Consider the following 18,625-nt stretch of genomic DNA (forward strand, 5'->3'; position numbering starts at 1 on the left):
AAGAGATTAACAGGTGTTTTACAAGTGAATGATATCTCCTTGGAGGACCCTCGCCCGGCAGTCGGCCGGGCTTCCCCAGGCCGAGCGCAGCGCCCGGGCCTTGCCGATCCACAGCGACAGGTCGTACGCGGCCGTGTAGCCGATCGCCCCGTGCACCTGCAGCGCGGTACGGGCCGCCGCGTACGCGGCCTCGCAGGCGGCCACCTTCGCGGCCGCCACGTCCGCCGCGGCCCCCGGCCCGCCCGCCGCCAGCGCCACACCGGCGGCGTCCAGCAGGGGCCGGGCGAACTCCAGGGAGACGAGGGTGTCCGCGAGGCGGTGCTTGACGGCCTGGAACGAGCCGATGGGCCGGCCGAACTGGACGCGCTGCCGGGCATAGGCGACGGTCCGGTCGAGCAGGGTCAGGCCCACGCCGAGGGCCTGGGCGGCGGTCGCGAACGCCGCCCACTCGGCGGCCCGGGCGGCCGCGTCCCGCACCGGGGGCCCCGCGGCCAGCAGCTGCCCGCCCGGGCGGGGACGGGCGAGCCGCCGCGCGGGGTCGAGCGAACGCCGCACCGGGCCGTGGCCGGGCGCCAGGCGCAGCTCGTCGTCGGCGGTCACCACGAAGAGCGCGTCCGCCACGTCGGCGTCCAGCGCGTACGGGCCCGCGGCCGGCGCCGCCAGCGTCACCCGCGCCTGTCCCTCGCACACGCGTGGCACCCACGCCCGGGCGGGCGCCGGCTCGCCCGACTCCGCCAGACGCGTCAGCAGGACCGTGGCCGCCACCGTCTCCACCAGCGGGCCGGGAACGCAGTGCCGGCCCCACGCGACGCAGGCGACGGCCAGTTCCACCGGCAGCGCGCCCACCCCGCCGAGGGCCTCCGGCGCCGCCGGAGTGAAGACGCCGGCCCGCGCGGCCCGCCCCCACAGCGCCAGCCCCGGGCCGTGCTCACCGCGGGCCCAGGCCCGTACGACCGACGGGGTGCCGGCCGCCGCGAAGATGCGCTCCAGCACCTGCCCGAAGGCCACCTGTTCGGGTTCCGGCGCGAACCTCATCCCCGCCGCCCCTTGGGAAGGCCGAGCAGGCGCTCCGCGATGACGTCGCGCTGGATCTCGTTGGTGCCGGCGTAGATCGGCCCGGCGAGGGCGAACGTCCAGCCGTCCGCCCAGCCGCCGTGCGGGTGCCGCCGCCTGTCGGCGTCGTCCGCGAGCTCGCCGTCCGGTCCCAGCAGGTCCAGCGCCGTCTCGTGCAGGGCGAGGTCGAGTTCGGACCAGAAGACCTTGGTGAGGCTGGACCGGGCACCGCCCGCGCCCCCGCCGACGCCGCGCGCGGCCTGGGCGTAGCCGTACAACTGGTAGGCCCGCGCGCCGATCACCGCGTCCGCGACCCGGTCGCGCAGCGCGGTGTCGCCGGGGTCGGCGGCCGAGTGCCACAGTGCGGCGAGCCGCCGGGCCGCCGCGGTGAAGCGGCCGGGGCTGCGCAGGGTCAGCCCGCGCTCGTCGCCGGCCGTGCTCATGGCGACGCGCCAGCCGTCGCCGGGCTCGCCGACGACGTCCGCGTCGGGCACGAAGACGTCGTCGAGGAAGATCTCCGCGAAGGCCGGCCGCCCGTCGAGCCGGCCGACGGGCCGCACGCTCACCCCTTCGGCGTCGAGCGGGAACATCGCGTACGTCAGCCCCTGATGCGGCCGCCCCGCGCCCGGGTGGCTGCGGAACAGCCCGAAGGCGCGGTCCGCGAAGGCGGCCCGCGAGGACCAGGTCTTCTGCCCGCCGAGCAGCCAGCCGCCCTCGGTGCGGACCGCGGTGGACCGCAGCGAGGCCAGGTCGGAGCCCGACTCCGGCTCGGACCACGCCTGGGCCCACACCGTCTCCCCGCTCGCCATGGCGGGCAGGAGGCGGGCGCGCTGTTCGTCCGTACCGTGCGTGAAGAGCGTGGGGGCCAGCAGATGGATGCCGTTCTGGGAGACCCGGGCGGGGGCGCCGGCCGCGTAGTACTCCTCCTCGAAGACCAGCCACCGCAGCAGCGTGGCGTCCCGCCCCCCGAAGCGGTACGGCCAGGACACCACCGACCAGCGGCCCTCGTACAGCGTCCGCTCCCACGCCCGGTGTTCGGCGAAGCCCTGCCGGGTCTCGAGCGAGGCCAGCGGCGCCGAGGGCACGTGGTCGGCCAGCCACGCGCGGGCCTCCGCGCGGAACGCGGTCTCCCCGGGGCCGAAGTCCAGGTCCATCAGGCGTCCTTCATGGCGCGGACGTCCATGCCGCCCAGCGGGTCCGCGGAGGTCTCCGCGTTGTGCGCGTGCGCCAGATGGTGCAGCCCGAAGACGGAGTCCAGTCCGGCGTGCAGGCCCTGCAGGTCCTCGGCCTGGTTGACGGCCCGCTTGGCCAGCGCGAGACCCATGCGGGGCATGCGCGCCACGCGCCCCGCCAAGGTGTCGGTGGCGGCGGCCAGTTCGGTCCGTGGCACCAGGTGGTTGACCATGCCCACCTCGTACGCGCGCCGCGCGCTCATCCGGTCGCCGGTGTAGAGGAACTCCTTGGCCACGCGCGGCGGCATCACCCACGGGTGCGCGAAGTACTCGACGCCGGGGATGCCCATGCGGACGACCGGGTCGGCGAAGAAGGCGTCCTCGCTCGCCACGATCAGGTCGCACACCCACGCCAGCATCAACCCGCCCGCCACACAGGCACCCTGCACGCTCGCCAGCACCGGCTTGGGCAGCTCCCGCCAGCGGCGGCACATGCCGAGATAGACCTCGGACTCGCGGGCGAACCGCTGCTCCGCGCCCTCCTTGTCCGAGTGGTCCCACCACAGGCCCGCCCGGCGCTCGAAGGGCAGATGGGCATCGCGCCGCGGTGTGCCGATGTCGTGGCCGGCGGAGAAGTGCTCGCCCGCCCCCGCCAGCACGATCACCTTGACCTCGTCGTCGTCGGCCGCCCGGTAGAAGGCCCGGTCCAGGGCGTAAGTCATCGCCGAGTTCTGGGCGTTGCGGTACTCCGGCCGGTTCATGGTGATCCGTGCGAGCGGGGCGCGCCGCTCGTAGAGGACCGTTGCGTCAGGGGCCATCGGACATCCTTCCCTAACAAGTGTTTGGTAGGTTAGCGTGGGGCCATGAGCAGCGTCGAGGGTCCCGGCCCCCCGCCCTACGTCCCCGCTCACGACCTGCTGTCCGGGCGCGCCGCCGTCATCACCGCGGCCGCGGGGACCGGCATCGGCGGCGCCACGGCCCGGCGCTTCCTCGAAGAAGGCGCGAGCGTCGTCCTCGGCGACGCCCACGCGCGCCGCCTCGCACACCACATCGCCGCCCTCGCCGACGAGTTCGGCGAGCGGCGGGTGGCCGGGGTGCCCTGCGACGTCACCGACGACGACCAGGTCGCCGGGCTGCTCGACCTCGCCGAACGCCGCCACGGCACGCTCGACATCCTCGTCAACAACGCCGGCCTCGGCGGCACCGCCGACCTCGCCGACATGACCGACGACCAGTGGCACAAGGTCCTCGACACCACCTTGACCGGCACCTTCCGCTGCACCCGCGCCGCCCTGCGCCGCATGCGGGCGAGCGGCACCGGCGGCGTCATCGTCAACAACGCCTCCGTCGTCGGCTGGCGGGCCCAGCGCGGCCAGGCCCACTACGCCGCCGCCAAGGCCGGCGTCATGGCCCTCACCCGCTGCGCGGCCGTCGAGGCGGCGGCCTACGGCGTGCGGGTCAACGCCGTCTCGCCCAGCCTCGCCGCCCACCCGCACCTGGCCAGGGTCACCACGCCCGCACTGCTCGCCGAGCTGGCCGGGCGCGAGGCGTTCGGCCGGGCCGCCGAGCCCTGGGAGGTCGCCAACGTCATCGTCTTCCTCGCCAGCGGCTACTCCTCGTACATGACCGGCGAGACCGTCGCCGTCAGCAGCCAGCGCGCGTGACCGAGAATGAAGAGGTGCCGATCAGCAAGAAGACCACCACCGACAGGCCGGCGCCCGACCGGCGCGGCGAACTGCTCGCGACGGCGGCCGAGGTGTTCGCCGAGCAGGGCTACAGCGCCACCACCGTCCGCCGGATCGCCGACGAGGCCGGCATGCTCGCCGGCAGCCTCTACTACCACTTCGACTCCAAGGAGTCGATGCTGGACGAGATCCTCTCCACCTTCCTCGACGAGCTGTGGGAGGGCTACGACGCCGTCGTCGCCGCGCGCCTGGGGCCCCGCGCGACCATCGAGGCCCTGGTCACCGAGTCCTTCCGGGAGATCGACCGGCACCGTGCCGCCGTCGCCGTCTACCAGAAGGAGGCCCGCCACCTCGTCGACCACCCCCGCTTCGGCTACCTCGCCGAATCCCAGGAGAAGTTCGAGCGGCTGTGGCTGGGCACCCTCCAGCGCGGCACGGCCGAGGGTGCCTTCCGCCCCGACCTCGACATCCGGCTCACCTACCGCTTCCTGCGCGACACGGTCTGGGTGGCGGCGTCGTGGTACCGGCCGCACGGGGCGCACAGCCCGGAGGAGATCGCCCGTCAGTATCTGTCCATGGTCCTGGACGGCATCGCCGTACGGGACTGACGACCCGCGGGAGCAGCAGCCATGGCCGAGGCCTACATCGTCGAAGCGGTACGCACCCCCGTCGGCCGGCGCGGCGGCGCGCTGGCCGGCGCGCACCCCGCCGACCTGGGCGCGCACGTCATCACCGCGCTGATGGAGCGCACGGGCGCCGACCCGGCCGCCGTGGACGACGTCGTCCTCGGCTGCCTCGACACGGTCGGGCCGCAGGCCGGCGACATCGCCCGCACCAGCTGGCTGGCCGCCGGGCTCCCCGAGCACGTACCCGGCGTCACCGTCGACCGCCAGTGCGGCTCCGGCCAGCAGGCCGTCCACTTCGCCGCCCAGGCGGTGCTCTCCGGCACCCAGGACCTCGTCGTGGCGGGCGGCACCCAGAACATGTCGCAGATCCCCATCGGCTACGCCTTCCAGCGCGCCACCGAGCCACTGGGACTGACCCGGGGGCCGTTCGCCGGCTCCCGGGGCTGGCGGGCCCGCTACGCGGACCGGCCCGTCAGCCAGTTCCACGGCGCCGAGCTGATCGCCGACCGGTGGGGAATCTCCCGCCAGGACATGGAGCGGTACGCGCTCAGCTCCCACCACCGCGCGCTGCGCGCCATCGACGAGGGCCGCTTCACCCGCGAGATCGTCGCCTACGGCGACGTGAGCACGGACGAAGGACCGCGCCGGGACACCTCCCTGGCCAAGATGGCCGCCCTCGCACCCGTCGTGCCCGGCGGCCGGCTGACGGCCGCCGTCTCCTCCCAGGTCTCCGACGGCGCGGCCGCCCTGCTGATCGCGAGCGAACGCGCCGTACGCGACCACAGCCTGACGCCCCGCGCCCGCGTCCACCACCTCTCGGCGCGCGGCGAGGACCCCATCCTCATGCTGACCGCGCCCATCCCGGCCACCGCGTACGCCCTGCGACGGGCCGGGCTCACGCTCGACGCCATCGACCTGGTGGAGATCAACGAGGCGTTCGCGCCGGTGGTCCTGGCCTGGCTGACGGAGACCGGAGCCGATCCGGAGCGCGTGAACGTCAACGGCGGCGCGATCGCCCTCGGCCACCCCCTGGGAGCGACCGGCGCGAAGCTGATGACGACACTGCTGTACGAACTGGAGCGCACAGGCGGGCGCTACGGCCTGCAGGTGATGTGCGAGGGCGGCGGCCAGGCGAACGTCACGGTCATCGAGCGGCTGTGAACGCCCCGGCGGCCGCCCCGGCTCCGCGCTACGCCGGGCGCGTCGCCAGGCGCCGCAGGACGTCGTCCGCCTCCGCCATGATCCGCCCGACCAGCTCGGCGCAGGACGGCAGGTCCTCGATGACGCCCGCCACCTGCCCGGCGGCCATCACGCCCAGGTCGGTGCGGCCGTCCACCATGGCGGCCTTGAGCAGCATCGGGGTGTTCGCGGCCAGCAGCACCTGGGCCCAGGTGAGGTCCCTGCCGTGCCGCGCGGCCAGCCCGTCCCGCAGCAGCCGCGGCCAGCTCAGGCCCGACAGCTTCCGGAACGCCGCCGCGTGCCGCAGGGCCCGTACGAGCACCCCGGCGCGGCCCGCGTGCTCGAGGCCGGCGACGAAGGGCGTGCGCAGCATCCGGTGGGGAAGGCCGTCGACGCGGTCGGTGACGGTGACGTCCCCCACCGACGCCGCGAGGTAGGCGGCCTTGACCGGCGCCGGCACCGGGCTGTCGGAGGTGAGCAGGAAGCGGGTGCCCATGGCGACGCCCGCGGCGCCGTAGGCGAGGGCGGCGACCAGGCCCCGGCCGTCCCGGAAGCCGCCCGCCGCCACGACCGGGATCCCGACCGCGTCGACGACCTGCGGCAGCAGCACGGAGGTCGCGACCTGCCCGGTGTGCCCGCCGCCCTCGCCACCCTGCACGACGACCGCGTCCGCGCCCCAGGCCGCGACCTTCTCGGCGTGCCGCCGGGCGCCGACCGAGGGGATGACCACGACGCCGGCGTCCTTGAGCCGGGCGATCAGCTCGCGGGAGGGGGCCAGCGCGAAGGAGGCCACCCGCACCCCCTCCGCCACGATGATCGCCGCGCGTTCGGCCGCGTCGCCCGCGTCGGCGCGCAGATTGACCCCGAAGGGCCGGTCCGTGCGGGACTTCACCTCCCTGATGGCGGCGCGCAGCTGCCCGGGCGTCATGGTCGCCGAGCCCAGGACGCCGAGGGCGCCGGCCTCGGCCGTGGCGGTCACCAGGCGGGGGCCGGCGACCCAGCCCATCCCGGTCTGCACGAGGGGGTGGCGGACGCCCACCAGGTCGGTGAGCGCCGTCCTCATGGCCGCACCTCGCCATCCCGCAGCCCCGCCGGGTCGAGGACCTCGCGGATCAGGCGCAGCTCGGCGGCCGTGGGGGAGCGGGTGACCGGGACGGCGGCGGGGACGGGGAGGGGAAAGCCGGTGGCCGCCCGCACCTCGTCGGCGGTGACACCGGGGTGCAGGGAACGTACCCGCATCGTGCGGCCGGGGGTCTCGAAGTCCAGCACGGCGAGATCGGTGACCACGCACGGGATGCGGTGGAAGCGCGCCGCCGACGGCCCGGCGGCAGCCGCCCGGTCGTAGCCGACGCCGCAGACCATGTCGACGCGCTCGACCAGGACCCGGGGCGAATGCCGGGGGATCCAGTAACTGGTGGGGTGGTTGAGGGTGTTGACGGGGGCGCCGCGGACGCCCAGCAGTTGGCGGGCGGGCCGTTCCCAGTCGCCGATGCAGCTGATGTTCTGGTTGCCGTGCCGGTCGAGCTGGCTCGCGCCCATCATCACGTGCCGCCTGCCGCCGGTGACCAGCGCCAGGTGGCGGCGGTAGGGCAGCCAGCCCTCGGCCACCGCGGGCCCCGAGCCCAGCGGCGGCACGTCGGCCATCAGCGTCGCCTCGCCGTCCGTCAGCAGCAGCTCCGGCGCGAACGTCAGCCGCGCCAGCCGCGCGCCGATCGTGGGCACCACCCCCATCGGGCTCGCCAGGATCTCGCCGTTCCCGCGCCACGCCTCCGCGCACGCCACGACGCACGTCTCCGCCCTGCTCGCTCCCGCCGTGCCGCTCATACGCCCTCCCGGACCGAGGCCGCGACCGCGGCCCGGTAGTCGTCCTCGTCGCCGGACAGAAAGCGCTCCGTGAACTCCCGCCACGCGCCCGGGTCGGCGGCGGCCCGGGCGTACGCCGCCTGGAAGACCTCGTCCCGCTCGTAGTCCGGTGCGCAGGAGGTGAAGTGGGCGCCGCCCGGCGCCTCGACGACGCCGGTGACGCAGTGCCGCTGCACCAGCAGCGTCTGCGGCCCGCCGCCGGAGGCGAACTCCGCGCTGTCGACGACGCGTTCGCAGGAGACGTACGCCTGGCGCGCGGCCTCGCAGAACAGGTCGTCGAAGTACGGGTCCGGGCCCAGGTACTGGGCGTTGCCGCGGCGGTCGGCGCGGTTGAGGTGGACCAGGGCCGCGTCGAGGGTGAGCGCCGGTACGGCGACGAGCTCCTCGCCGTCCGCGTAGGGGGAGGTGACCGTCCGCAGCCCGGGGTTGACCCGCATCACGTCCGACCCCAGCCCGGCCCGCACCGGCAGGAACGGCAGCCGGTGCGCGGCGGCCGTCAGCCCCCACATGAACATCGCCTCGTCCAGCTCCATCAGCTCCAGCTCGCCGCGCTCGCGGGCCGCGCGGAAGTGCGGTTCGAGGGGGATCGAGTCGAGGGTGGCGAAGGCCGCGACGAGCTTGCGTATCCGCCCGGCCGCCGCCAGCAGCCCGACGTCGGGGCCGCCGTAGGAGACCACGGTCAGGTCGGTGAGGCCGGCGCGCAGGACGGCCCGTACGAGCGCCATCGGCTTGCGGCGTGAGCCCCAGCCGCCGATGCCTATCGTCATGCCGCTCTCCAGCCGGGCCACGGCCTCGTCGGCGGTCATGGTCTTGTCGGTGCTCACGGCCGCTCCTTCGCCACGAACGCCTCCCGGTGGCGGTCGGCGACCCCGCTGAGGTTCGCCTCGAACGTGAAGCCCTGCTCGTAGCGGTAGCTGCGGCGGACGTCGACGGGGTCGATGCCGTTGAGGGCGGCCTTCGCCAGCCGCAGCAGCGAGCCGTCCTTGGCCGCGATCTCCCGCGCCAGGTCCAGCGCGGCCTCGCTCAGCGCCGCGCGCGGCACGACCCGCCACACGGAGCCGTGCCGGTGCAGCTCCTGCGCGGTGACGGTGCGGGAGGTGTAGTAGAGGGTGCGCATCAGATGCTGGGGGACGAGCCGGGCGAGGTGGGTGGCGGCGCCGAGCGCGCCCCGGTCCAGCTCGGGAAGGCCGAAGGTGGCGTCGTCGGAGGCGACGACGGCATCGGCGTTGCCCACCAGGCCGATGCCGCCTCCCAGGCAGAAGCCGTGCACGGCGGCGACGACGGGGACCGCGCACTCGTAGACGGCGGCGAACGCCTCGGCGCAGCCGTGATTGGCACCCAGGAGCGCCTGGTGGCCGGGCGTGCGCTGCAACTCCTTGATGTCGACACCGGCGTTGAAACCGCGCCCGGCGGCGGTGAGCAGGAGGCAGCGGACCGCGCGGTCGCCGCCCGCCGTCCGCACGGCCTCCGCCAGGGCGTACCAGCCTTGTACGGGAAGGGCGTTGACGGGCGGGAAGTCCACGGTGACGACGGCCAGGCCCGGTTCGGGGTATGCGGTGGAGACGCCCATCAGTTACCTTTCCACCAAACGTTTGTTAGGTATTGCCGAAGGTAGCAGCGGACTGCTCACTGCGGGAGGCGCGAAATGAGCGGAACTCCGGACGCCGCCGATGCCGGCCACCGCCCGAGCCGGGAGCCCTGACATGAGCGGAATCTGCACCGGCCGCGTGGCCGTCGTCACCGGCGCCGGCCGGGGCCTGGGCCGGGCCCACGCCCTGGCCCTCGCCGCCGAGGGTGCCCGCGTCGTCGTCAACGACCTCGGCACGGGACCGGACGGCGAGGGGGCCTCGGCGGGCCCCGCACACGAGGTCGCCGGGGAGATACGCGCCCGGGGCGGCGAAGCCGTCCCCCACACCGGCGACGTCGCCACCGGCACGGGCGCCGCCTCGCTCGTGACCACCGCGCTGGAGACGTACGGGCGCCTCGACGCCCTCGTCAACAACGCCGGCTTCCTGCGCGACCGCATGCTGGTCAACCTCGAGGAGGACGAGTGGGACGCGGTCGTCCGCGTCCACCTCAAGGGCCACTTCCTGCCCCTCCGGCACGCCGCCGCGCACTGGCGCGCGGAAGCCAAGGCGGGCCGGGTGCCGGCCGCACGCGTGGTCAACACCACTTCCGGCGCCGGGCTGCTGGGCAGCGTGGGGCAGGCCAACTACGCCGCCGCCAAGGCCGGCATCGTCGCCCTCACGCTCGTCGCCGCCGCCGAACTGGACCGCTACGGCGTCCAGGTCAACGCCGTCGCCCCGGCCGCACGCACCCGGATGACGCAGGGGCCCTTCGCAGCGGCGATGGCCGCACCGGCGGACGGCGGCTTCGACGCCATGGCTCCCGCCAACGTCTCCCCGCTGGTGACCTGGCTCGCCTCACCGGCCTCCACCGGCGTCACCGGCCAGGTCTTCGAGGCGGAGGCCGGCCGCATCACCGTGATGGAGGGCTGGCACCCGGGACCGGCGGCCGACAAGGCCGACCGCTGGACGCCGACGGAGGCGGGGCAGGCGGTGCGGGACCTCCTGCCCGGCATGCGGATGCCGAGGCCGGTGTACGGGGCGGGGTGACGACCGGCCCGTCAGGACACCACGTCCTTGCCCCGGAAGTGCCGGAACGCCAGCGCGAACAGCACCAGCGCGTACGCCACCGACACCGCCGTCCCCTTGATCATGCCGCCCCACTCCGCATGGGGCTGGAGCGCGTCCGCCCAGGCGTACTGCCAGTGCGCGGGCAGCAGATCCCGCCAGTGCCCCAGCGCCGTCACCGCGTCCAGGACGTTCCCGACGATGGTCAGCCCCATCGCGCCCCCGACCGCGCCCAGCGGCGCGTCCGTGACCGTCGACAGCCAGAACGCCAGCGCGGCCGTCACCAGCTGGCTCACGAACACGAAGGCGACGACGACCACCAGCCGTCCGGTGGCCGTCCCCGCGTCCAGCGAGCCGCCCGTGGGGATCCGCAACGGCCCCCACCCGTAGGCCGCCGTCCCGGCGACCAGCGCCACCAGAGGCAGCAGCACCATCGCCGCAGCACTGAACCCCAGGGCCACCACGAGCTTGCTCAGCAGCAGCCGGGAGCGCGGCACGGGCGCCGCCAGCAGATAGCGCAGCGAGGACCAGCTGGCCTCCGAGGCGACGGCGTCACCGCAGAACAGCGCCACCGGAACCACCAGCAGGAACCCCGCCGAGACGAACAGCGCCGTCGCCGCGAAGTTCAGCCCCGACGCGGTGGCGGTGTCCATCAGCGTCACCCGCCCGTCGCGCCCCGCGGGGTCGCCGCCGATCGCGAAGGCCGCGATCAGCACGAACGGCAGCACGGCCAGCACCGCCCCCATCACCAGCGTGCGGCGCCGCCGCAGCTGCCGTGCCGCCTCCACGCGCAACGGCAGGGTGTGCCGCGCGCGGTAACCGGGTGCGGATGCCTGCGCCGCGCTCATGCCGAGCCTCCGATCAGGGTCAGGAACGCGTCCTCCAGCCGCCGGTGCGGGCCCACGCTCGCCACCGGGATCTCCAGCCGGACCAGTTCCACCAGCAGTTCCGGCGCGCTCGCGCCGTCGAGCCGCACCAGCAGCCCCTCGTCGGTCGTCACGGCCGACGCCACCCCGGGCAGGGCGGCCACCTTGTCGACCGTCACCTCCGACAGCCGTCCCTCGACGCCCACCAGCAGCGTGTCGCCCGAACCCACGATCTCCGCCACCGGCCCGGCGCTGACCAGCCGCCCGCGGTCCATGACCACCAGATGCGTACAGGACTGCTCGACCTCGGCGAGGAGATGGCTGGAGACGATGACGGTGCGCCCGCCCGCCGCGTAACGGATCATCACCTCGCGCATCTCCCGGATCTGCGGTGGGTCCAGGCCGTTGGCCGGTTCGTCCAGGATCAGCAGGTCCGGCAGGCCCAGCATGGCCTGGGCGATCGCCAGGCGCTGCCGCATGCCCTGCGAGTACGTGCGCACGGGCCGGTCCAGCGCGGAGCCCAGCCCCGCGATCTCCAGGGCCTCCTCCAGACGCGCGTCCCCGGCGGGCCGGCCGGTCGCCCGCCAGTACAGGTCCAGGTTGGCCCGCCCGGTCAGGTGCGGCAGGAAACCCGCCCCCTCCACGAACGCGCCGACCCGCGACAGCACCGGCGCGCCCGGCCGGATCGCGTGCCCGAAGACCCGGATCTCTCCCGCGTCCGGGCGGATGAGGCCCATGAGCATGCGCAGCGTCGTGGTCTTGCCGGCGCCGTTCGGCCCCAGCAGCCCCAGCACCTGCCCGCGCTCGACCCGGAACGACAGCTCCCGCACGGCGTACCGGTCGGCCGACTTGGCGTACCGCTTGCTCAGGCCCGTGATCTGCAGCGGCACGTCCGCCAGTGCCGGATCCGGGGCGGGCACGGCCGTGCGCCGCCGCCCGGTCAGCAGCACGGCCGCCGCGACGAGCGCGGCTCCGGCCGGCAGCCCCCACGTCCACCACGGCAGCCCGGCCGAACCGGTCCGCACCCCGGGCGCCGTCGGGACGCTCAGGCCGCCGCCGTCCCCGCCGCCCGCGAGGGAGACGGTGTAGGTGGCGGGCCCGGCCGGTGAGGCGTAGCCGAGGTCGGTGGCGGCGAGGACCAGCCGCATCCGGTGCCCGGCCTCGAAGGTGTGGTCGATGGCCGGCAGCCGCAGCTCGACGGTCCTGCCGTCCTTCGCGTCGCCGACGCGCACCGGCGTCACCAGCTGACCGGGCAGCACCTGCTGTCCGCCCGGCCCCACGTCGTAGACCTTGGCGAAGAGCACGGCCTCGCCGGAGTCCGAGGCGATCCTCACCTTGGCGGTGGGCGAGCCGGTGACGCGTACGCCCTCGGTGAGCTTGCCGGAGTCGAACCGCGCGTGCTGGCCGGGGAAGTCGAGGGACACCCCCAGGCCGAGGCCCGACAGCTGGGAGACCGCGCCGATGCCGGGCACGGCGGACAGGGCCGGCGGCGTCGCACCGGCCGGGTTGCCGAACGACTGCTCGCCGCCGGTCAGCGCGACGGTACGGGCTTCGTTGCGCAGCCCGGGGTAGCGGGTTCCCGTCGCGGCGTGCGTCCGTGCCCTGCCGTCGGTGGTGTCGATGCCTCCGGTGCGGCTGACGCGGAACGCGGGGCCGGTGCCGGTGTGTTCGTCGCCCTTGAGGTAACGGTCGAACCACGCGCGCGTGCGCCGCTCGACGCGGCCCTCCTCGCCCGAGGTGCCGGTGTCGTGGCCGCCTGCGATCCAGTCGACGGCGACGGGCGCGCCGTTGCGCCGGATGGCCTCGGCGGCCGCGTCGGACTGGTCGAGGGGGAACAGCGAGTCGCTCTGCCCCTGGACGAGGAGGGTGGGGACCTTGATGCGGTCCGCCACGGCCGAGGGGCTGCGGCGCTCCAGCAGGGCGCGCGCCGCCGCGTCCGGCCTGCCGGCCACCGCCACGCGCTCGTACATCTCGCACAGGCTCTTCTCGAACCTGCCGCAGCCGCCGCCGGTGGGCGGGGCGTCCGCCGCGCCGTCGATGCCCGTGGTCGCCGGGCCGGGGGTGGTCGAGCCGGTGGTGGTCGAGCCGGTGGTGAAGAAGATCCCGGCCCACAGTTTCTTGAAGACGTCGGCGGGGAAGAGCGCGTCGGCGAGGTTCCAGTAGGTGATCTGCGGCGCGATGGCGTCGACCCGCTTGTCGTGCCCGGCGGCGAGGAGCGCGACGGCACCCCCGTAGGAGCCGCCCGCGATGCCGACCCTGGGGTCGCCGGTCGCGTCCAGCCGGACCTCGGGGCGGTGGGCGAGCCAGTCGACGAGCCGGCTCACGTCGGCGACCTCGCGGTCCGGGTCGTTGAGCGCGATCCGCCCGCCGGACCGTCCGAAGCCGCGCGCCGACCAGGTGAGCACCGCATAGCCGGAACGGGCCAGCTCCTCGGCCTGGTCTTGCAGGTCGTCCTTGCTGCCGCCGAAGCCGTGCGCGAGCAGCACGGCCGGCCTGCGCCCCCCGGCGGGCCCGGAGGTGAAGAACGAGGTGTCGATGCGGACGGTGTCCCGGCTGCCGGCCGCCTCGGGCATGCCGATCAGCCGGTCCTCGCGGTGCACGGGTGGATCGCCGCCGGTGGCCGAGGCCACGGTCCAGGTGCCGGCACCGGCGAGCACGGCGACGGCGGCCGTGGCGGCGAGCGGCCGCCGCCCGCGTGGCCGGGGGAAACGCAGCTTCATGTTCGAATGCTAAGCGGAGCCGGTTTCCACCTGAGCGGCACCGGTGCGGCGGGTCCGCTCGCCGGCCTCCGCTCAGCCGTCCGCCATGCCGGCGAGCTTGGTGACGGTGTTCCAGTTGCGCGCGGTGCCCGCCGACCCCAGGCGCCGTTCGGTGAGCACCTTCGCCAGCTTCGAATCCCGGATGCCTGCCGCACAGTGCAGGTACACCTCGCGCTCGCCCAGGGCGAACTCCTCCGGTGCGTACGCCGCCGGGTCGAGGTCCGCGACGGCGGCCGGGTCGGGGGGATCCGCGAGGAAGATGACCAGGAACCGCGCGGGATCGACCTGCTGTCCGGCGAACGGGTTGGCGTCAACGACACGTCGGATGTCACTCGATTCGCGGACGAGACACGTCACCGACAGCCCGAGCGTCTCCTCGACGGCCCGCTCCAGCCCGGCGGCCAGCGACGCGGCGTCGGCTCGCGGATGCGTGAACACCGCGTTGCCGCTGTTGAGATGCGTACGGACCGCCTCGCAGCCCATGCCGGCCAGGAGCTCCCGGAGGGTCTGCATGGGAACCCGCTTCTTGCCACCCACGTTGATGCCGCGCAGCAGCGTCACATACGTTGTCACACCGTCACCCTAATATGACGTGCGTCACCACCTTGATGGAGAGTCAGATGACGCACATGGCTGACCGACAGGTACGACGCAGAGGCGAGGCGTGGGTGAGGCCGAGATGGGCCCTGCTCGTGCTCGCCCTCCTGCTGCCGCTGCTGGCCGCGCCGCCGACAGCGGGCGCGGCCCCGGCCCGGGCGGCCGCCGGCCCCGCCCGCGTGGTCAAGGAGGTCCGGGTCGGCGACCGCATGCTCGACCTCGCCGTCTCCTCGCCCAGCACGGGCGCCCCCGTCAAGTGGGTGCGGCTCCTGCTGCCCAGGCACTGGTCCAAGCGCGCCGACCGCACCTGGCCGGTGCTGTGGCTGCTGCACGGCGGTGGCGGTAACCACAAGGACTGGACCGACAACACCCACATCGAGGAGCTCACCGCCGGCCGGGACGTCATCGTCGTCATGCCGGAGACCAGCGCCTGCAGCGGCTACAGCGACTGGTGGAACTACGGCAAGGGCGGCGCCCCCGCCTGGGAGACCTACCTGCTCGACGAGGTGCGCCCGCTGCTGGAGAACGGCTACCGGGCCGGCACGGCCCGCGCGATCGCCGGGCTGTCCATGGGCGGCCAGGGCGCCCTGAAGCTCACCGCCACCCGCCCGGGCATGTTCCGCGCCGCCGCCTCCTACAGTGGTGCCGTCAACCCCCTCTTCAAGTCGCCGGACGGCGGATTCGACGGCCCCGACGCGGTCAAGGCCGGCGGCATCGTCTGCCTGACGGACTGGAAGCGGCTGTGGGGCGAGCCCGGCTACCCCTTCGACACCGACGACCCGGCCGACCTGCGCCAGCAGCGGCTGTGGCAGCGCAACAGCCCCCTGCACCGGGCCTCGGCGCTCGCCGGCACCCCCCTCTACCTCTCCTACGGCGACGGCACCCACAGCGGCACGGGCTGGAAGTGGGGCGACCCGCCGCCCTCCGCCGCCCGCTGCGTCGATCCGCCCAAGCACGGCACGGAAGCGATCGAGCGCGTCATCCACGGCATGAACCAGCAACTGCGCGCCCGGCTCGCCGAGCTCCGCATCCCGGCCATGGTCTGCGCCCACAAGGGCGTGCACACCTGGCCGTACTGGGAACGCGAGCTGGTGGCCTCCTTCCCGATGCTGATGAGGTCACTGGGGATTCCCGGCCCGTCCGGCGGCTGACCTCAGGCGCGGGTCAGCCGCAGCGTGACGATCTCGAACGGCCGCAACGCCAGCGGGACGCTGCCGTCCTCGACGTCCACCGCCCCCACGACCCGCTCCAGCAAATCGCACACACCCACCGCCCCCACGTCGAACCCCGCCACGAGACGGACCCGCGCCCGCCCGCCCAGCGACTCGTACAGCCGGACCACGACGTCCCCGCTCCGGTCGTCCGCCAGCTTCACCGCCGAGACGACCACCGCGGCGGCGTCGTCTCCGGCCGGCGACACCAGCGGCTCCACCCCCGCCGAGCCCGGCACGCGCCGCTCCGGCAGGTTGATCCGGTAGCCCTCGCGCACCGCGTCCCCCACACACGCGCCCGGCACCAGCGCGTACCGGAAGCGGTGCACGCCCTGGTCGGTACGGGGGTCGGGGAAGCGCGGGGCCCTCAGCAGGGAGAGCCGCACGGTCGTCGTGGTGCCCGCGCCGCCCTCCCGCGCCGCACGCGTCACGTCGTACCCGTACGTCGAGTCGTTGACCAGCGCCACTCCCCAGCCCGGTTCCCCCACGTGCACGAACCGGTGCGCGCAGGCCTCGAACTTGGCGGCGTCCCAGCTGGTGTTGGTGTGCGTGGGGCGGTAGAGGTGACCGAACTGGGTCTCCGCCGCCACCCGGTCCGTATGGACGTCCAGGGGGAAGGCGGCCTTGAGGAACTTCTCCGTCTCGCGCCAGTCCACCTCCGTCGCGATGTCCAGCCGCCGCACACCCGCCGGCAGCCCGATGCGCTGCTCGACGCGCGAGGCCCCGAAGCGCCGCACCACCCGCACCGAGCCGTCGTCCGCCCGTTCCAGCACGTCGACGTCCGTCAGGTCGGTGACGGTGTTGCGGTAGAAGTGGTCCACATCCCAGGCGTCCCACATGTTCGGGAAGTCCTGGTGCAGCTGCAGCAGGTTGGCCGCCCCGCCCGGCGCGACGGCCTCCCGCCCGCTCTCCAGGTCGTACACCGACACCACGAGCCCCCGGCCGTCGATCACGACCCGCAGCAGACCGTTGTCGAGGACGTAGCCGCCGCCCTCCCGCCCGGTCACCGCCACCGGTTCGCCCTCCTGCGGCCGGACCGGCACCGCGCCGTGCGCCGGCACGCCGCCGCGCCCGTGCGGCGCCGCGTTGAACGCGAGCGTGCCCGCGGACGGGTCGTCACCGGCCAGCACCGCCAGCGCCCGGCCGACGAGCGACTCCAGCTCCGCGGTCACCTCCGTGTACGTCCGCGCCGCCTCCCGGTGCACCCACGCGATCGACGTGCCGGGCAGGATGTCGTGGAACTGGTGCAACAGCACCGTCTTCCACAGCCGGTCCAGCGCCTCGTACGGATACGGGAATCCGGTGCGTACCGCCGCCGTCGCCGCCCACAGCTCCGCCTCGCGCAGCAGGTGCTCCGAGCGCCGGTTGCCCTGCTTGGTCCGAGCCTGGCTGGTCAGCGTCGCCCGGTGCAGCTCCAGGTACAGCTCGCCCGCCCACACCGGGGCGTGGGGGTACTCCGCGTGCGCCTTCTCGAAGAACGCCGACGGCTTTTCGAAGACGACCTTCGCCGACCCCTCCAGATCCGCCAGCCGCTTCGCCCGCGCCAGCATCTCGCGCGTCGTGCCCCCGCCGCCGTCGCCCCAGCCGGTCGGCGCGAGCGAGCACGTGGCGCCGCCCTTCTCCTGGAAGTTGCGGACCGCGTGCGCGACCTCCTCGCCCGACAGCTGGGAGTTGTAGGTGTCGATCGGCGGGAAGTGCGTGAAGACCCGGGTCCCGTCCAGGCCCTCCCACCAGAAGGTGTGGTGCGGAAACTTGTTCGTCTGACTCCAGGAGATCTTCTGGGTCAGGAACCACTTCGCCCCGGCCAGCTTCACCAGCTGTGGCAGCGCGGCGGAGTAGCCGAACGAGTCCGGCAGCCACACCTCCTCCGTCTCGATGCCGAACTCCTCCAGGAAGAACCTCTTCCCGTGCACGAACTGCCGCGCCAGCGCCTCCGAACCGGGCATGTTCGTGTCGGACTCCACCCACATGCCGCCCACGGGCACGAAACGGCCGTCGGCGACCGCCTTCTTCACCCGCGCGTACACCTCCGGCCGGTGCTCCTTGAGCCACGCGAACTGCTGCGCCTGCGACATGGCGTAGACGAAGTCCGGCTCGTCCTCCAGCAGGGCCGTCATGTTCGACGTCGTACGCGCCACCTTGCGAACCGTCTCGCGCAGGGGCCACAGCCACGCCGAATCGATGTGCGCGTGCCCGACCGCGCTGATCCGGTGTGCCGAGGCGTGCGCGGGCGCGGCCAGCACCCCCGCGAGCTCCCCGCGCGCCCGCTCCGCCGTGCCGCCGACGTCCCGCAGGTCCACCGCGTCCAGCGCCCGCCCCACGGCCCGCAGGATCTCCCAGCGGCGCGGCGAGTCGGCCGACAGCTCGGCCACCAGCTGGCCCAGCACCTCCAGGTCCTGCACCAGCTCCCACACCGTCCGGTCGAAGACGGCCAGGTCCATCCGCGCCAGCCGGTAGCGCGGAACGTCGTCCGCCGTTTCCCGGTCGCCGAGCTCGGTCGGCACGAAGGGCCGGTAGTCCATGATCACCGGGTTGGCGGAGGCCTCGATGTGCAGCGACACCTGTTCGCCGCCCCGCACCCTCTCGCCGACGCGCACCCACTGGTTGCGCGGGCTGAGCCCCTTCACCGGGGAGCCGTCCGGGCGGTAGACGAGGCCCTCGCACTGGAATCCCGGCATGTTCTCGTCGAAGCCCAGGTCCAGCACCGCCTCGACCGTACGCCCGGCCCACGCCGCGGGCACCGTCCCGGACACGGTGAACCAGCTGGTGCCCCAGGCCGGCCCCCACGGCGAGCCCACCGCGATGGGCATGCGCTCCGCGGCGATCCCTTCCGCCACCGGCACGGGCTCGCCCGGGGCGTGCCACACGCCGACGTCCAGCGGCACCGACTCCGGGTACACGGCCGGGCGGATGCGCTCGTCCAGCACCCGCTTGAGACGGGCTTCGGTGATCAGGCTGTCGTTGTGCATACGTCGGGTTCC

At 74.4% G+C, this 18,625-nt stretch carries 16 protein-coding genes; 5 read left to right on the top strand and 11 right to left on the bottom strand.

Annotation, left to right across the window (positions count from 1 at the left end; genetic code table 11):
- Positions 1-18: 18 nt before the first annotated feature.
- From ABZ956_RS22945 to ABZ956_RS22955, 3 genes are read right to left on the bottom strand one after another with little or no spacing between them, the layout of a single operon-like run.
- Positions 19-1,035 (bottom strand): acyl-CoA dehydrogenase family protein, encoded by a 1,017-nt coding sequence (locus ABZ956_RS22945; RefSeq protein WP_361896683.1) that lies wholly within the window; start codon positions 1,033-1,035, stop codon positions 19-21.
- Positions 1,032-2,207 (bottom strand): acyl-CoA dehydrogenase family protein, encoded by a 1,176-nt coding sequence (locus ABZ956_RS22950; protein WP_361896686.1) that lies wholly within the window; start codon positions 2,205-2,207, stop codon positions 1,032-1,034. Before ABZ956_RS22950 ends, ABZ956_RS22945 begins: the two co-directional genes overlap by 4 nt.
- On the bottom strand, positions 2,207-3,043 hold the full coding sequence (locus ABZ956_RS22955) for an enoyl-CoA hydratase (protein WP_361896689.1): 837 nt from the start codon (positions 3,041-3,043) through the stop codon (positions 2,207-2,209). The genes ABZ956_RS22950 and ABZ956_RS22955 overlap by 1 nt, the downstream gene beginning before the upstream one ends.
- Before the next feature lie 45 nt (positions 3,044-3,088).
- Here ABZ956_RS22955 and ABZ956_RS22960 point away from each other — a divergent pair, with 45 nt between their 5' ends.
- The 3 genes from ABZ956_RS22960 to ABZ956_RS22970 are packed head-to-tail and all read left to right on the top strand — an operon-like array spanning position 3,089 to position 5,697.
- Positions 3,089-3,889, top strand: coding sequence for an SDR family oxidoreductase (locus tag ABZ956_RS22960; protein WP_361896692.1), 801 nt, complete (start codon positions 3,089-3,091; stop codon positions 3,887-3,889).
- Positions 3,890-3,903: 14 nt separating this feature from the next.
- Positions 3,904-4,518 carry a TetR/AcrR family transcriptional regulator gene (locus tag ABZ956_RS22965; protein ID WP_361896778.1) on the top strand — a complete coding sequence of 205 codons (615 nt, stop codon included), beginning with the start codon at positions 3,904-3,906 and terminating at the stop codon, positions 4,516-4,518.
- 21 nt (positions 4,519-4,539) lie between these two features.
- Complete coding sequence (locus tag ABZ956_RS22970) at positions 4,540-5,697, top strand: acetyl-CoA C-acetyltransferase (protein WP_361896695.1); 1,158 nt, start codon at positions 4,540-4,542, stop codon at positions 5,695-5,697.
- Positions 5,698-5,725: 28 nt separating this feature from the next.
- Here the strand turns inward: ABZ956_RS22970 and ABZ956_RS22975 are convergent, their stop codons facing one another.
- Genes ABZ956_RS22975 through ABZ956_RS22990 form a run of 4 tightly spaced genes read right to left on the bottom strand, consistent with a single transcriptional unit; the run spans position 5,726 to position 9,148 of the window.
- Entirely contained in the window at positions 5,726-6,778 is a 1,053-nt protein-coding gene (locus tag ABZ956_RS22975; RefSeq protein ID WP_361896698.1) for a nitronate monooxygenase, read from the bottom strand.
- Entirely contained in the window at positions 6,775-7,539 is a 765-nt protein-coding gene (locus ABZ956_RS22980) for a CoA-transferase (RefSeq protein WP_361896701.1), read from the bottom strand. Before ABZ956_RS22980 ends, ABZ956_RS22975 begins: the two co-directional genes overlap by 4 nt.
- Positions 7,536-8,384 (bottom strand): CoA-transferase, encoded by an 849-nt coding sequence (locus ABZ956_RS22985; protein WP_361896781.1) that lies wholly within the window; start codon positions 8,382-8,384, stop codon positions 7,536-7,538. The genes ABZ956_RS22980 and ABZ956_RS22985 overlap by 4 nt, the downstream gene beginning before the upstream one ends.
- Before the next feature lie 14 nt (positions 8,385-8,398).
- Positions 8,399-9,148: an enoyl-CoA hydratase family protein gene (locus ABZ956_RS22990; RefSeq protein WP_361896704.1), complete on the bottom strand. Its 750-nt coding sequence runs from the start codon at positions 9,146-9,148 to the stop codon at positions 8,399-8,401.
- A gap of 133 nt (positions 9,149-9,281) precedes the next feature.
- On the opposite strand from ABZ956_RS22990, the gene ABZ956_RS22995 reads away from it, so the two are divergent.
- The gene (locus ABZ956_RS22995) at positions 9,282-10,193 is read left to right on the top strand and encodes an SDR family oxidoreductase (RefSeq protein WP_361896707.1); all 912 of its coding nucleotides are present in this window, start codon (positions 9,282-9,284) and stop codon (positions 10,191-10,193) included.
- An 11-nt stretch (positions 10,194-10,204) separates the two neighbouring features.
- Here the strand turns inward: ABZ956_RS22995 and ABZ956_RS23000 are convergent, their stop codons facing one another.
- From ABZ956_RS23000 to ABZ956_RS23010, 3 genes are all read right to left on the bottom strand, one after another.
- Positions 10,205-11,059 carry an ABC transporter permease subunit gene (locus ABZ956_RS23000; protein ID WP_361896710.1) on the bottom strand — a complete coding sequence of 285 codons (855 nt, stop codon included), beginning with the start codon at positions 11,057-11,059 and terminating at the stop codon, positions 10,205-10,207.
- Complete coding sequence (locus ABZ956_RS23005; RefSeq protein WP_361896713.1) at positions 11,056-13,797, bottom strand: alpha/beta fold hydrolase; 2,742 nt, start codon at positions 13,795-13,797, stop codon at positions 11,056-11,058. Before ABZ956_RS23005 ends, ABZ956_RS23000 begins: the two co-directional genes overlap by 4 nt.
- A 72-nt stretch (positions 13,798-13,869) precedes the next feature.
- Positions 13,870-14,409: a DUF1697 domain-containing protein gene (locus ABZ956_RS23010; RefSeq protein ID WP_361896716.1), complete on the bottom strand. Its 540-nt coding sequence runs from the start codon at positions 14,407-14,409 to the stop codon at positions 13,870-13,872.
- 56 nt (positions 14,410-14,465) lie between these two features.
- On the opposite strand from ABZ956_RS23010, the gene ABZ956_RS23015 reads away from it, so the two are divergent.
- Positions 14,466-15,584 carry an alpha/beta hydrolase family protein gene (locus tag ABZ956_RS23015; protein ID WP_361896719.1) on the top strand — a complete coding sequence of 373 codons (1,119 nt, stop codon included), beginning with the start codon at positions 14,466-14,468 and terminating at the stop codon, positions 15,582-15,584.
- Between the two features lie 2 nt (positions 15,585-15,586).
- Here ABZ956_RS23015 and ABZ956_RS23020 read toward each other — a convergent pair whose 3' ends face one another.
- A complete protein-coding gene (locus tag ABZ956_RS23020) occupies positions 15,587-18,613 on the bottom strand; it encodes a glycoside hydrolase family 38 C-terminal domain-containing protein (RefSeq protein ID WP_361896722.1) in 3,027 nt (1,008 codons plus the stop codon).
- Positions 18,614-18,625: the final 12 nt, after the last annotated feature.

The sequence above is a fragment of the Streptomyces sp. NPDC046261 genome (assembly GCF_040646235.1).
Lineage (GTDB): Bacteria > Actinomycetota > Actinomycetes > Streptomycetales > Streptomycetaceae > Streptomyces.

Coding starts and splice junctions, on each gene's coding strand:
- ABZ956_RS22945 (WP_361896683.1), bottom strand. CDS start 1,035: ATGAGGTTCGCGCCGGAACCCGAACAGGTGGCCTTCGGGCAGGTGCTG.
- ABZ956_RS22950 (WP_361896686.1), bottom strand. CDS start 2,207: ATGGACCTGGACTTCGGCCCCGGGGAGACCGCGTTCCGCGCGGAGGCC.
- ABZ956_RS22955 (WP_361896689.1), bottom strand. CDS start 3,043: ATGGCCCCTGACGCAACGGTCCTCTACGAGCGGCGCGCCCCGCTCGCA.
- ABZ956_RS22960 (WP_361896692.1), top strand. CDS start 3,089: ATGAGCAGCGTCGAGGGTCCCGGCCCCCCGCCCTACGTCCCCGCTCAC.
- ABZ956_RS22970 (WP_361896695.1), top strand. CDS start 4,540: ATGGCCGAGGCCTACATCGTCGAAGCGGTACGCACCCCCGTCGGCCGG.
- ABZ956_RS22975 (WP_361896698.1), bottom strand. CDS start 6,778: ATGAGGACGGCGCTCACCGACCTGGTGGGCGTCCGCCACCCCCTCGTG.
- ABZ956_RS22980 (WP_361896701.1), bottom strand. CDS start 7,539: ATGAGCGGCACGGCGGGAGCGAGCAGGGCGGAGACGTGCGTCGTGGCG.
- ABZ956_RS22985 (WP_361896781.1), bottom strand. CDS start 8,384: ATGACCGCCGACGAGGCCGTGGCCCGGCTGGAGAGCGGCATGACGATA.
- ABZ956_RS22990 (WP_361896704.1), bottom strand. CDS start 9,148: ATGGGCGTCTCCACCGCATACCCCGAACCGGGCCTGGCCGTCGTCACC.
- ABZ956_RS22995 (WP_361896707.1), top strand. CDS start 9,282: ATGAGCGGAATCTGCACCGGCCGCGTGGCCGTCGTCACCGGCGCCGGC.
- ABZ956_RS23000 (WP_361896710.1), bottom strand. CDS start 11,059: ATGAGCGCGGCGCAGGCATCCGCACCCGGTTACCGCGCGCGGCACACC.
- ABZ956_RS23005 (WP_361896713.1), bottom strand. CDS start 13,797: ATGAAGCTGCGTTTCCCCCGGCCACGCGGGCGGCGGCCGCTCGCCGCC.
- ABZ956_RS23015 (WP_361896719.1), top strand. CDS start 14,466: ATGGCTGACCGACAGGTACGACGCAGAGGCGAGGCGTGGGTGAGGCCG.
- ABZ956_RS23020 (WP_361896722.1), bottom strand. CDS start 18,613: ATGCACAACGACAGCCTGATCACCGAAGCCCGTCTCAAGCGGGTGCTG.